The 13268-nt window shown below is 60.8% G+C and carries 11 protein-coding genes and 2 tRNA genes; 4 read left to right on the forward strand and 9 right to left on the reverse strand.

The annotated features are described in order from the left end of the window. Positions 1–201: 201 nt before the first annotated feature. The 5 genes from tsaA to rimO all read right to left on the reverse strand — a co-directional run bounded on the left by tsaA (position 202) and on the right by rimO (position 4430). Positions 202–900 carry a tRNA (N6-threonylcarbamoyladenosine(37)-N6)-methyltransferase TrmO gene (gene tsaA / locus J3P92_RS06295; protein ID WP_420764290.1) on the reverse strand — a complete coding sequence of 233 codons (699 nt, stop codon included), beginning with the start codon at positions 898–900 and terminating at the stop codon, positions 202–204. 155 nt (positions 901–1055) lie between these two features. Continuing rightward, a complete protein-coding gene (locus J3P92_RS06300; protein WP_434650121.1) occupies positions 1056–1517 on the reverse strand; it encodes a DUF1456 family protein in 462 nt (153 codons plus the stop codon). Positions 1518–1572: 55 nt separating this feature from the next. After that, the gene (locus J3P92_RS06305) at positions 1573–2283 is read right to left on the reverse strand and encodes an rRNA pseudouridine synthase (protein WP_420764292.1); all 711 of its coding nucleotides are present in this window, start codon (positions 2281–2283) and stop codon (positions 1573–1575) included. Positions 2284–2364: 81 nt separating this feature from the next. Further along, positions 2365–2838 carry a GNAT family N-acetyltransferase gene (locus J3P92_RS06310; protein ID WP_420764451.1) on the reverse strand — a complete coding sequence of 158 codons (474 nt, stop codon included), beginning with the start codon at positions 2836–2838 and terminating at the stop codon, positions 2365–2367. A gap of 251 nt (positions 2839–3089) precedes the next feature. Continuing rightward, complete coding sequence (gene rimO, locus J3P92_RS06315) at positions 3090–4430, reverse strand: 30S ribosomal protein S12 methylthiotransferase RimO (protein WP_434650123.1); 1341 nt, start codon at positions 4428–4430, stop codon at positions 3090–3092. Between the two features lie 334 nt (positions 4431–4764). Here rimO and J3P92_RS06320 point away from each other — a divergent pair, with 334 nt between their 5' ends. The 3 genes from J3P92_RS06320 to J3P92_RS06330 all read left to right on the forward strand — a co-directional run bounded on the left by J3P92_RS06320 (position 4765) and on the right by J3P92_RS06330 (position 7373). Next, entirely contained in the window at positions 4765–6606 is a 1842-nt protein-coding gene (locus J3P92_RS06320; RefSeq protein ID WP_420764452.1) for a potassium transporter Kup, read from the forward strand. Between the two features lie 177 nt (positions 6607–6783). Next, positions 6784–7074, forward strand: coding sequence for a type II toxin-antitoxin system Phd/YefM family antitoxin (locus J3P92_RS06325; protein ID WP_434562598.1), 291 nt, complete (start codon positions 6784–6786; stop codon positions 7072–7074). Positions 7075–7085: 11 nt separating this feature from the next. Next, positions 7086–7373 carry a type II toxin-antitoxin system RelE family toxin gene (locus tag J3P92_RS06330; RefSeq protein ID WP_434562600.1) on the forward strand — a complete coding sequence of 96 codons (288 nt, stop codon included), beginning with the start codon at positions 7086–7088 and terminating at the stop codon, positions 7371–7373. A gap of 56 nt (positions 7374–7429) precedes the next feature. Here the strand turns inward: J3P92_RS06330 and J3P92_RS06335 are convergent, their stop codons facing one another. The 4 genes from J3P92_RS06335 to J3P92_RS06350 form a co-directional block, all read right to left on the reverse strand. Beyond that, a complete protein-coding gene (locus J3P92_RS06335; RefSeq protein WP_434609897.1) occupies positions 7430–8719 on the reverse strand; it encodes a virulence factor family protein in 1290 nt (429 codons plus the stop codon). Continuing rightward, positions 8719–11286, reverse strand: a complete 2568-nt coding sequence (gene mprF / locus J3P92_RS06340; RefSeq protein ID WP_434651107.1) for a bifunctional lysylphosphatidylglycerol flippase/synthetase MprF — start codon at positions 11284–11286, stop codon at positions 8719–8721. Before mprF ends, J3P92_RS06335 begins: the two co-directional genes overlap by 1 nt. A gap of 224 nt (positions 11287–11510) precedes the next feature. Next, positions 11511–11587 (reverse strand) — tRNA-Met (locus J3P92_RS06345). Positions 11588–11807: 220 nt separating this feature from the next. Further along, positions 11808–11884 (reverse strand) — tRNA-Met (locus J3P92_RS06350). 282 nt (positions 11885–12166) lie between these two features. Here J3P92_RS06350 and dinB point away from each other — a divergent pair. Then, positions 12167–13228: a DNA polymerase IV gene (gene dinB / locus J3P92_RS06355; RefSeq protein ID WP_420764295.1), complete on the forward strand. Its 1062-nt coding sequence runs from the start codon at positions 12167–12169 to the stop codon at positions 13226–13228. Positions 13229–13268: the final 40 nt, after the last annotated feature.

Consider the following 13268-nt stretch of genomic DNA (forward strand, 5'->3'; position numbering starts at 1 on the left):
GCAGTTGCGGTGGCTGACCGACCGCCATCGCGAGCAGGCTCGCTCCCACACTGGATATGTATGACCACAACTTTGGTGGTCGCTGCAAATCAGTTGTGGGAGCGAGCCTGCTCGCGACGGCAGCGACTTGGTCCAACTGACAGACCATAAAAAGCCCGCGCCGCCTGATGAAGGCCGCGCGGGCTTTTTCGTTTCCGGGTTTTATCCAGCCGTAGGAACGACTTCCAACACCCGAATCACCCCCGGCTCCGGGTAATGCCAGCGCACGTCCAGATCCCAGAACCGCGCACCGTATTCCCGTTCAGCTGTAGGAACCTGATACGCCGGGCGTGGGTCTTGGGCCAGGCATTGTTCGATCAGCTCCACCAAGGGCTCTTCGAGGCGCCTTGCGTGGTCGCGTGCCTGAAGCAGGGCAGAGTCCGCCCATTGCACTGGAATCAACTCAGGCGCGGCGCTGGCGATCCTGTTGGAGGCCGAGTCGATGATGTCCGCATAGGGGACGTAGGGCTTGATATCGAGCACGGGTGTGCCGTCCAACAGGTCGATGCCCGAGATCCACAGTCGAGCGGCCTCCACCCGTTCCAGCTTCACCACCGACTGGCCGATACCGTTGGGGCGATGGGTGGCTCGGGTGGCGAAGACGCCCATGGATTTATTGCCACCCAGGCGCGGCGGCCGTACTTTCAATCGTGGCTTGTCTTCCAGGGCTTGATGGAACAGGAACAGCAACCAGACATGGCTGACCTGCTCCAGACCCTGCACGGCCTCGCCCTGGTCGAACGGCGCCACCAGCTCCAACACACCGCGCGCGGCCGGGGCCAGTTGTGGTTGGCGCGGAATGGCGAACTTCTCCTTGAAGCAGGAGCGTACGAAGCCGATGGGGGAGACGTTGTAGGTCATGGGCTGGGATCAAGGCAGGGTTGAAAGGGCATCATAGCGCGGGCAGCTGGTCTTGCCGTTTATGGCGGGGGCTTTTGTGGCGAGGGAGCAAGCTCCCTCGCCACAAAAGCTCTGCCACCATCAGCAGCGCTTCAAGAAATGACAGCCCTTCGGCATTAGCCGCGAACGCGCAGCGTCAGGCCCTTGAGGAAGTTGCGCAGCAACTGGTCGCCACACGGCCGGTAGTTGGTATGGCCAAACTTGCGGAACAATGCGCTCAGTTCCGGCTTGGACACCGGGAAGTCGGCGGCCTTGAGGATGGTGTGCATGTCGTCTTCCTTCAGCTCGAAGGCCACCCGCAGCTTCTTCAGGATGATGTTGTTGGTGACCGGCACTTCGATCGGCTGCGGCGGACGGCTTTCGTCCTTGCCGCGCTTGAAGATCACCAGCCCGTCGAGGAAATGCGCCATGACCAGGTCGGGGCAGAACACAAAGCCTTCTTCTTCATCTTTCTTGAGGTAGCCGGCCAAATCTTCCAGGGAGATTTCCAAGCCGCCCAGCTTGATGATCTCGACGACTTTTTTGTCGCTGATGTCGAGCATGTAGCGCACGCTGCGCAGTACGTCGTTGTGAATCATATGTGCAATCCTGATGAAGGCAGTGGGCGCCCCGGTTCGGTGCGGCGCCGGAAAATTAGAATTTCTCTTTGGCGGACAGGTAGCGCCATTGGCCCAACGGCACCTTGCCGATCGACACGCCGCCTATGCGGATGCGGCGGATGGCAACGACCTTGAGCCCGACGGCCTGGCAAAACAGCGCGATAACGCCCGGTTGCGGGTTCTTCATGGCGAAGCGCAGGCGGTTCTCGTTCTGCCAGCTGGCCTTGACCGCCGGCAATTCCTTGCCTTTGTAGGTCAGGCCGTGGTTCAAGCGATTGAGACCGTGGGCGACCATCTCGCCCTCGACTTCCACCACATACTCCTGCTCGATCTTGGCCGCGTCGGCGGTGAGCTTGCGCAGGATCTTCCAGTCTTGGGTGAATACCAAAAGGCCGCTGGCGCCAGCCTGCAAATCGGCGCTGGCGGTCAGGCGCAGGAAGTGGCCCTTGAGCGGGCGCTTGCCGAAGCGATGTTCTTCGCTCAAGGTCTGTGGCCCCAGGGTTGCCATTGCCGCGTCGACATCCATGCCAGCCGGGACGTTCAGCAGGAGGGTCACAGGCTCTGGCGCGGTGGCCTTGGCTTGGGGGTCGAGTTCGACCTTTTGGGTGGTGACCTTGAACTGCGGTTCATCGATGACTTCGCCGTCCACGGTGACCCAGCCGCCCTCGATGAACAGCTCAGCCTCCCGACGGGAACAGCCGACGAGTTCGATGAGACGCTTGGAGAGACGAATCGGGTCAGTCATGACGGGGCCGTAACAAAAAGGGGTGGGCATTGTACCTGTCTGGCGCCGGTTAATCGCGGGTCCATTTGCCTCATGCCGTTTTTAGCCGCGCCCCGCTTTCAGATCGGGCTGCTTGTAGCGCATATGCAGCAGCGGGTAGGGCTGGTCCATGCCATCCTTTGCCGAGCGACCGATAACTTCGAACCCTTGCTTGAGATAAAAGCCAAGGGCTTGCGGGTTCTGTTCGTTGACGTCCAGTTCATCGGCGTTCAGGTGTTCAATGGCATAGCGCAGCAATTGTTTGCCCAGGCCTTGGCCGCGATGCTCGGGGTCGATGAAGAGCATTTCGATCTTGCCAGCCGCGACCCCGGCGAACCCTGTGATGCGCTGGCGTGAATCACGGGTGCAGATGAGCATCACCGCGTCCAGGTAACGGGTGAGCACCAGGTTTCTGAGCAGTTCGATATAACTGTCGGGCAGGAAATCATGGGTGGCCCGTACCGATGCCTCCCAGACCCGGGTCAGTTCCTGATAATCGCTCGGTTTCGGTGTGTGGATGACCGAATGCTGGCGCATGTCCGCCTGTTCCTTGTGGTGGAGTTTTCTTGTCTGCATACGATAGCCGTAAAAAAGCCCTGCTTCTTGTTACAGAGCAGGGCTTCAGAAAGTTTTTTTTAGAGGCGGCGAGTGGCTGGCAAACAACCTGTGGCGAGGGAGCTTGCTCCCGCTCGATTGCGTAGCAATCGCAAGGATAGGGCTACTTCGTAGCCCAGCGGGAGCAAGCTCCCTCGCCACAAAAGCCTATTCGGCTTGAGTCCAGGCCTGGATCAACCGATCTGCTCAGCCCACAAGTCATACTCGTCGGCGTCGGTGACCTTGCACCAGACCTTGTCGCCCGGCTTGAGATTGCTGCCGTTGTCGATGAACACGTTGCCGTCGATTTCCGGAGCATCGAAGAAGCAGCGGCCGACGGCACCTTGTTCGTCGACTTCGTCCACCAGCACTTCGATCTCACGGCCGATGCGCATTTGCAGGCGCGCCGAGCTGATGGCCTGCTGGTGCGCCATGAAGCGCTCCCAACGGTCCTGCTTGACGTCATCCGGCACCACGTCCAGGTTCAGGTCGTTGGCCGGTGCGCCTTCGACGGGCGAGTACTGGAAGCAGCCGACGCGGTCGAGCTGGGCTTCGGTCAGCCAGTCCAGCAGGTATTGGAAGTCTTCTTCGGTTTCGCCCGGAAAGCCGACGATGAAGGTCGAGCGGATGATCAGCTCGGGGCAGATTTCACGCCAGCTCTTGATGCGCGCCAGGGTCTTGTCTTCGAAAGCCGGGCGTTTCATGGCCTTGAGGACTTTCGGGCTGGCGTGCTGGAACGGGATGTCCAGGTACGGCAGGATCTTGCCGGCGGCCATCAGCGGGATCAGCTCGTCGACGTGCGGGTACGGGTAGACGTAATGCAGGCGGACCCAGACACCGAGGGTGCTGAGGGCTTCGCACAGTTCGGTCATGCGGGTTTTCACCGGCGCGCCGTTCCAGAAGCCGGTGCGGTACTTGACGTCGACGCCGTAGGCGCTGGTGTCCTGGGAAATCACCAGCAATTCCTTGACGCCGGCCTTGACCAGGCGCTGGGCTTCGTCGAGCACGTCACCCACCGGACGGCTCACCAGTTTGCCGCGCATCGAGGGGATGATGCAGAAGCTGCAGCTGTGGTTGCAGCCTTCGGAAATCTTCAGGTAGGCGTAGTGACGCGGGGTCAGCTTGATGCCTTGTGGCGGCACCAGGTCGATCAGCGGATTGTGGTCCTGGCGCGGCGGCACGACTTCATGCACGGCGTTGACCACTTGTTCGTACTGCTGCGGCCCGGTCACGGACAGCACGCTCGGGTGCACGTCGCGGATGTTGCCTTCTTCCACACCCATGCAGCCGGTCACGATGACCTTGCCGTTTTCCTTGATGGCTTCGCCGATCACTTCAAGGGATTCGGCCTTGGCCGAGTCGATGAAGCCACAGGTGTTGACCACCACCACGTCGGCGTCCTGGTAGGTGGACACAACGTCATAACCTTCCATGCGCAGCTGGGTCAGGATGCGCTCGGAGTCGACCAGCGCTTTCGGGCAACCCAGGGATACGAAGCCAACCTTGGGATTGGCTGGCGCGGTAGTGGTGGACATGTCTAACCTCGGTGTAGGGGGATCGTCTCTTGCGGAGACAGGGCGCCTGACGCGCCTCTGATCAAAAAGTGCGCAATTCTATCCGTGGTCGCCGCACTTGACCAGCTTTATACCGGGAAATACGACGAGTGCTGCGCTATGCTTCGCGCCTTTGCCTTCTGGCGAACGCTGCAGTCAACAGAACGTCTGTTACAAAGCGTAAAACCGCCCATGCTGCGTCACAAGAGCGTACGGCTTCTTTCAAGAAGGCAGGTCTGGAAATCAGGAGTGTTGGATGGGTCATGCAGGTAGTCAGGCGGCGGGCGCCGAGCACTCGGCGGCCAAACCGCTGAGCATGCTGGTCGCGGCGGTCGGGGTGGTTTATGGCGACATTGGCACGAGCCCGCTGTACACCCTTAAAGAAGTGTTTTCCGGTGGTTATGGCGTGCCCGTCAACCATGACGGGGTGCTGGGGATCCTGTCGCTGATTTTCTGGTCGCTGATCTGGGTCGTGTCCATCAAGTACATGATGTTCGTCCTTCGCGCGGACAACCAGGGCGAAGGCGGAATCATGGCCTTGACTGCCCTGGCGCGGCGCGCGGCGGCCGGCAGGGCGCGGCTGCGTACGTTGTTGGTGATCTGCGGTTTGATCGGTGCGGCGCTGTTCTATGGCGACAGCATGATCACCCCGGCGATCTCGGTATTGTCGGCGGTCGAAGGCCTGGGCCTCGCATTCGAAGGCATCGATCACTGGGTGGTGCCGCTATCGGTGGTGGTGCTGGTGGCGTTGTTCCTGATCCAGCGCCACGGCACCGCGCGCATTGGCATCCTCTTTGGTCCGATCATGGTGACCTGGTTCCTCGTCCTCGGCGCCTTGGGCGTGTATGGCATCAGCCAGCACCCGGAAGTATTGAACGCAGTGAACCCGGCCTGGGCCGTGCGTTTCTTTGTCGTCCACCCGGGCATGGGCGTAGCGATCCTTGGCGCGGTGGTGCTGGCGCTGACCGGGGCCGAAGCGCTGTACGCCGACATGGGCCACTTCGGCCGTAAACCCATCGCCCGTGCCTGGTTCATCCTCGTGCTGCCGGGCCTGATGCTCAACTATTTCGGCCAGGGCGCCTTGCTGCTCGGTGATCCTGAAGCGGCGCGCAACCCGTTCTATCTGCTGGCGCCGAGCTGGGCATTGCTGCCCTTGGTGGGCCTGGCGACGCTGGCGACGGTGATTGCCTCGCAAGCGGTGATCTCCGGCGCGTTCTCCCTGACGCGCCAGGCAATCCAGCTCGGCTACATCCCGCGCATGTACATCCAGCACACCTCCAGCGCCGAACAGGGCCAGATCTACATCGGCGCGGTGAACTGGTCTTTGATGGTCGGCGTGGTCTTGCTGGTGCTGGGCTTCGAGTCGTCCGGAGCGCTGGCATCGGCCTACGGCGTGGCGGTGACCGGTACGATGTTGATGACCACGATCCTGGTCTCCGCCGTGATCCTGTTGCTATGGAAATGGCCGCCGCTGCTGGCGGTGCCGGTGCTGTTCGGTTTCTTGCTGGTAGATGGGCTGTACTTCGCCGCCAACGTGCCGAAAATCATCCAGGGCGGCGCATTCCCGGTCATAGCCGGCATCGCCTTGTTCGTATTGATGACCACCTGGAAACGCGGCAAGCAGCTGTTGGTGGAGCGGCTGGACGAAGGGGCGTTGCCGCTGCCGGTCTTCATCAGCAGCATCCGCGTGCAGCCGCCGCACCGGGTCCAGGGCACGGCGGTGTTCCTGACGGCGCGCTCGGATGCGGTGCCCCATGCGCTATTGCACAATCTGCTGCACAACCAGGTGCTGCATGAGCAGGTGGTGTTGCTGACAGTGGTCTACGAAGACATTCCCCGCGTGCCGCCACAACGGCGTTTCGAGGTCGATGCCTATGGCGAGGGCTTCTTCCGGGTGATCCTGCATTTCGGTTTTACCGACGAGCCGGACGTGCCCGAGGCGCTCAAGCTCTGTCATTTGGACGACCTGGATTTCAGTCCGATGCGCACCACCTACTTTCTCAGTCGCGAGACTGTTATCGCCTCCAAGCTGGAGGGCATGGCGCGTTGGCGTGAATCGTTGTTTGCTTTCATGTTGAAAAATGCCAACGGCAACCTGCGCTTTTTCAATCTGCCGTTGAATCGGGTGATTGAATTGGGGACGCAGGTGGAGATGTAGCACCGGGAAACAAAAAGCCCCCATTGCCTTGCGGCGGTGGGGGCTTTTTTGTGGGAGCCTCTTGGGCATTTGGTCGGTTTGTCTTTCCTTACCTTGATTTGCGTCTAATATGACGTAATATTTTACAGTTAAAGATGCGTTTTAGAGTATGCGGAATCAGGTAAAAGGAGGTGGGGTATGGCAGCACTACTGGAGCGGGCGGATCAAGCGATATCCGTTACGGCAATGGTCAGGGGGTTCAGCGCGAAGCTCAAGGAAGTATCGAGTCGTGCAACCGAAAGGCTGGTGATCTTCAAGGACAATGAACCCGCAGCGGTGATCATCAACGTCGACGCTTATCAGGAAATGCTCGATGAGCTGGAAAATCTTCGCGTCGAGGCGACGGCTCGTGAACGCTTGATCAATTTCGATCGGGCCAAGGCCGTCAGTCATGAGGATATGCGGGCGCGGTATGCCAAAAACGACTGAAGGGGCGGTGAATGGCTTGGAACGTTGTTTACCATCCGGAGGTTCAAGACGATCTGGATCAGTTGGGTGCTGCGGCTGCGAACCGTATCCTTGATGTCATCGAAGAGCGGATCATCAATGGCGAGCCGGACAAGATCGGCAAGCCGCTCAGAGCCAGCCTGGCCGGGTGCCGAAGGATCCGAACGGGTGATACCCGCATTGTTTACAGGGTCGACGGAAAAGCGATTCAGGTGCTGATAGTCGCCGTTGGCGCGCGGCGAGATAAAGAAGTATACGACGCGGCAGAACGTCGCCGTTAACAAAAGCCCCCAAGTGCCTTGCGGCGGTGGGGGCTTTTGTCTGGCTTGCCCCCCGCTTATTGCACGGCAGGCTTGGTTTGGCGCTTGTCGATCTCGCCGATCAGGCGCTTGGCCAGGGCCGGGTAGTTTTCATCGAAGTGGTGGCCGCCCGGCAACTTGATGACTTCGCCCACGGCAGTCTTGTCGGTGCAGCCGCTTTCGTTGGCCTCTTCGGCGCCGTAGATGCACACCACTTTTTCGGCGGGCAGCTTGGCCATCTCCGGGCCGGTTGCGGCTTCGGTGCCGGCGTTGCCGAGCCAGCCCTCGACTTCGATTTCGAAGCTGCCGGTGCGAGCGAAGGCGAGCAGGATGATTGCATCGACACGCTGTTGCTCTGTCGCCGGTAGACGGTTGTAGATCGCCGGCAGCACATCGGCGCCGAAGGAGTAGCCGGTCAGGATGAAGCGCTTGGTGCCCCAGATCTGGCGGTAGTGTTGCATCAGCTCGGTCAGGTCGGCGGCGCTCTGTTCGGGGCTCTTGTGCTGCCAGTAGTAACGCAGGGTGTCGATGCCGACGACCGGGTAGCCGACCTTGGCCATTTCATCGGCCACGTCGCGGTCCAGGTCACGCCAGCCACCGTCGCCAGAGAGAAACAGCGTCACGGTATCCCGGGCCTGGCTGGCGGGCACCTCCACCACCGGGATGCTCAGGCCGCCCTTGCCCTTTTCGGCACCTACCAGGATCTTGCGCAGTTCATTGTTCAGCACTTGCGGCAGGTTGATGTCGTAGTCGCTGATGCTGGTTTCGGCATTGTGTTGATCACGAACGAACCCGGCGCTGGTGTCGTCGGGGTTATCGTTCCAGGCGACCAGCCAGTGACCGTGTGCGGCGCTCTTGGGCAGCAGGTGCGTGCAGCCAGGTTTTTCCAGAGCCAGGTCCACCGAGACGGCCCGGGCATTGTCGTCCTTCTGCTCGGCCAACCAGCGCCAGGCCAGCACGGCGCCGGGGCCGATGCCGCTGACCAGCGTGGCCGGGCCGTGGAGTTGTCTCAGGCCGGCCTGTAGAGCACGGCCTTGCAACATGCAGTCCTTGGGCAGGATCACTTGGACGATCTGTGCCGAGCCGCTGCGGCTGAGGGTCGTCAACTGGGTGTCGCTGAGCTTTTGGTCCTCATTCACGGCCACCAGCACCTGGGCGCGGGGCTTGGTGCCGGGGATGATGCGCGTCATTGGCACGCCGTCGGCGGGTTCCAGTTGTTCCAGGGTCGGTTGCGGGGCAGGGCGGTTCCAATACCAGTAGCCGCCACCGAGAATCACAGCCAGCACCAGCAGGGCGGCCACTACGTATCGCCACGAGCGTTGCATCATCAGCGTTTCACCAATCCAGTCAGGCCGCCTGCAATCAGGGCGGCGGTATCAGCCAGTGCAACCAGCGGATCGAGTCCGGCGGGCACGGCCATGTAACGAGGTTCCCAGTCAGGCTGGAATTTGTCTTTGAAGCGGCGCAGCCCCTGGAAATTGTAAAGCTGCTCGCCACGGCGAAACACCATCGACCCCAGGCGCTGGGTCAGCGGTGCGCCGCGACGCGGCTGCAAGCCCGACAAAGGGACCATGCCGAGACTGAAGCGAGCGTAGCCATGGTTTTTGTAATGCTGAATCAGGCCGACCATCATGAATTCCATGGTCAGCTTCGGCGCCTCGGGGTGGGCGCGCATCAGGTCGAGGCTGGCCAATTCGTGGTTGTGGGTTTCCAGCAGGTTGGCGAATGCCACCGGCCGGCCTTCGAAACGAATCACCGCGATGCGGAAATGCTTGAGGTAGTCATCGCTGAATCGTCCGAGGGAGAAGCCTTTTTCCCGGACGTTCTTGCCGGTCAGCCAGGCGTCGGAGATGACTTTCAGTTCGTCCATGGGCGCCTGGCCCGGCTCGTGGATTTCCAGCGACAGGCCATCGCGGGTGCCGCGATTCCAGGTGTAGCGCAGGTCCTTCATCTCTTTGCCCTTGGCTTCGAGATCGAAACGTTTGAGGTCGACTCGCGCCTCTTCGCCCAGCTTGATCGCGGTCAGGCCGATGTCCATGTAGTAAGGCAGGTTCTCGGCGCGTACCTGGTAGAACACTGGCCGGGCGTGATAGATGTCGCACAGGTCACGGAACTGCCAGATCATTTCCGCCCGTTGCTGGGTCGGCCCGATCGGGTCGTACAGCGCGACAAGGCTGCGGCCGCGACGGGCGTACATCAAAAATGCCTCGTCGTTGGGGTGAAACAGCAGCGCCTTGTCGACGGTCAGGGCCAAGCCGCCGTCGGGTTGAGACGACGCCATGAGAATGGTCTTGGCGCGTTCCAGCTCTTGTGCCGTAGGCAAGTGAATCACCGGCCGCGCGGTGCGCAGCAACCAGGTCAGCGACACCACCACCAGCAGCACCGCGGCACCTAGCAATGAGCGCAGGCCGCGGGGAGCGTCGGCATCCAGGGTGAATTGCCACCACAGTTGATGGCTGTAGGGCACGTCCTGATAGGCGAACAGCAACAGCCAGATCGACGCCCCCAGGACGCACAGGCTAGCGATCAAGAACAACGGCGAAAACGGCAACTCGGTCAGGCGACTCGGCCTGTAGAACGAACGCCGGAAGATCGACAGCAGGGCAGCAGTCAAGGTCAGCAGCGTGGCTTCTTCCCAATCAAAGCCCTTGAGCAGCGAGAGCAGGGCACCCACCAGCAATAACACGGTGGTGAGCATCCAGGCGGCGGACAGGCGACGGCGCAAGCCTTGGGCCAGCAACAGGCACAGCACGCCAATCAGGCTGGCGCCAAAGTGCGAGGCATCCACCAGTCGGTGAGGAATCAGAAACCCGATGTGCTCCAGGCGGGTGTCGATTTCGGGTGTCACCCCGGAAAACAGCAGCACCACGCCCGACAAAAACACCAGCACGGCCAGGATCGGTGCCGCGAAACCTGACGCCGCCCGCAAGGACTGGCGTGTCTGGAAGAGTCGTTGCGCCTCGTTGATCAGCAGCAGCACGCACGCTACCAGCATCGGCAGCAGCACGTAGATCAAGCGATACAGCAGCAAGGCGGCCGCCAGCGGCGCGGCACCCAGCTTGTCGGCAAACGCGGCCAGCAGGATCGCCTCGAACACCCCGACCCCGCCCGGCACGTGGCTGAGTACACCGGCGGCCAGCGCGAGCAAGTACACCAACAGGAATGGACCGAACGGGGGCGCCTCGGGCAGCAACAGATAGAGCACCGTCGCGGCAGCTGCGACGTCCAGCGCGGTAATCACCAATTGCAGGAGCGTCAGGCGTCGGCCGGGCAGCCGCAAGGTCCGGCGACCGGCCCTGACCAGCAGGCTGTCGCGGTAGGGTTGGTCCGGCAGGCGACGGCGATAGATACCCACCGCCAGCACGCCAGTCAGCAGCAGCACCGCGACGGCGATCGATCCCAGCAACGTGGCTGGAAGATGCAAGGCGGCGGATGCCGCAGGCAGATTGCTCAGTGTCGCCAGGGCGGCCAAGGGCGGCAGGGCGCAGCCCAGCGACAGGCTGGCGAACAACGTCATATGGGCGACGTCCGTCGCCCCCAGGCCATGGCGAGCATACAGGCGATAACGAACCGAGCCGCCCGACAGCAGCGACAGGCCGATGGCGTTGCCAATGGCGAAAGCGCTGAAGCCCCCTAGCACCAGGGTTTGCGGCGGCAGCTTCACCCCCGCGTAGCGGCTGGCGGACCACTCATAGCCCAGCAGAATGACAAAACCGGCCACGGTCGCGGCGATCGCGCCGAGCAGGGCCGGCCTCGGCACCTCGAGGATCGAGTCGTGAAGGGCGTAAAGGTCGAGCTCGCTCAACAGATGGCGGCAGGCGATCAAGGCAATTGCAAACAGGAGCAGCGTGACAGCGAGGCCGATCGGTTGCCGGTACTGGCTGATCCGCTCCATCCAGCGCAATCGCTCGGCCTTGATCGGTTGTGTCGCAGAAACAGTGTCTTGTGGGTCAGACGAGTGGGCGCGCATCAATCACCTCTTGAGCTATGCGCGACAGGATGGGGGTATCCAGCCAAGTTACCAATCCCTGCGGTGGAAAATATTACAAAATATTTGTCATGGAGTTTTTTCGACACGCACAAAAAAGGCCACTCTTTCGAGTAGCCTTTCTTGATGTTTGGTTGCGGGAGCCGGATTTGAACCGACGACCTTCGGGTTATGAGCCCGACGAGCTACCAGACTGCTCCATCCCGCGTCTGTGTGGCGGCATTCTACAGGCGAACGCCAGAGTGTCAACCGTTAATAAGGGGCTGGGTGAAATAAACGACGAGTTCACCTAAATACACGAAAACAAAAGAAAATTGTCCTACAACCATCAGCAAGGGCTTAGGTTGATAGAAGCGCCATGGGGCGCAGGCGCATAAATCAGGCGTGCACAAAAAAGGCCACTCTTTCGAGTAGCCTTTCTTGATGTTTGGTTGCGGGAGCCGGATTTGAACCGACGACCTTCGGGTTATGAGCCCGACGAGCTACCAGGCTGCTCCATCCCGCGTCTGTGAGGCGGCATTCTACAGAAGATCGACGGGCTGTCAACCCTTGCTTAGGAAAAACATGTTCCGCTTCAAGCGGTTAGCCCAGGGGCAGGGCCAGGTTTCGCGCTGTGACGCAAGCCGGGCAAGGGCTGGCGCCCTATTGGCGGGCTCTGGGTGATTGAGGAAATACATCCATGTAGGAATTTTCAAGGTTCAACGAAGGATCTTTCAAAGCACTGGTGCTATATACAGGTTCGAATGAGATACTGGCGCCCCGAATCAATCCGTGTGCCGCTTCTCTCATGACGCAACGCAAAATCATCCACGTCGACTGCGACTGCTTCTATGCCGCTATCGAGATGCGTGATGATCCGCAGCTGGCCGGCAAGCCATTGGCGGTCGGCGGCTCGGCGGACCGGCGCGGCGTAATCGCGACCTGCAACTATGAGGCCCGAGCCTATGGCGTGCGCTCTGCCATGTCTTCCGGCCATGCGCTGAAGCTCTGCCCTGACCTGACCATCGTCAAGCCGAGGATGGACGCCTACCGAGAGGCGTCGAAGGAAATCCACACGATCTTCAGCGATTACACCGATCTGATCGAGCCGCTGTCCCTCGACGAGGCTTACCTGGATGTTTCCGCCAGCGCGCATTTTGGCGGCAGCGCCACGCGTATTGCCCAAGACATTCGCCGGCGTGTCTCCAATCAGCTGCACATCACCGTGTCCGCTGGCGTTGCGCCGAACAAGTTTCTCGCCAAGATCGCCAGTGATTGGAAGAAGCCCAATGGCTTGTTTGTCATCACCCCCGACCAAGTGGAAGATTTCGTCTCGGCATTACCGGTGAATAAACTCCACGGTGTTGGCAAGGTCACCGCCGACAAGTTGAACAGGCTCGGGATCACCGATTGTTCACAGTTGCGTCAGTGGGACAAGCTCGCCCTGGTGCGTGAATTCGGCAGTTTTGGCGAGCGCCTCTGGAGCCTTGCCCGTGGGATCGATGAGCGTCTGGTGCACAACGACAGCCGTCGTCAGTCCATCAGCGTGGAAAACACCTACGACGTTGATCTGCCCGATCTGAAAAGCTGCCTGGATAAGTTGCCGGAGCTGATGGAAACCCTCAGCGGGCGCATGGCGCGGATCGACAGCAGTTACCGCCCGGGCAAGCCATTCGTCAAAGTCAAATTCCATGATTTCACCCAGACCACCCTGGAGCAGTCCGGGGCCGGGCGGGATCTGGGCAGTTACCAGCTTTTGTTGACCCAGGCCTTCAACCGTGGCGGCAAGCCGGTGCGGTTGTTGGGGATCGGGGTACGGTTGGAGGATTTGCGGGGAGGGTATGAACAGTTGGAGCTGTTTGATCGGTAAGCGCTCGTTGTGGTGAGGGATAATCCCCTCACCACAGGGG

The sequence above is a fragment of the Pseudomonas sp. D3-27 genome (genome assembly GCF_051132165.1).
In the GTDB taxonomy this organism is placed as follows: Bacteria; Pseudomonadota; Gammaproteobacteria; order Pseudomonadales; family Pseudomonadaceae; genus Aquipseudomonas.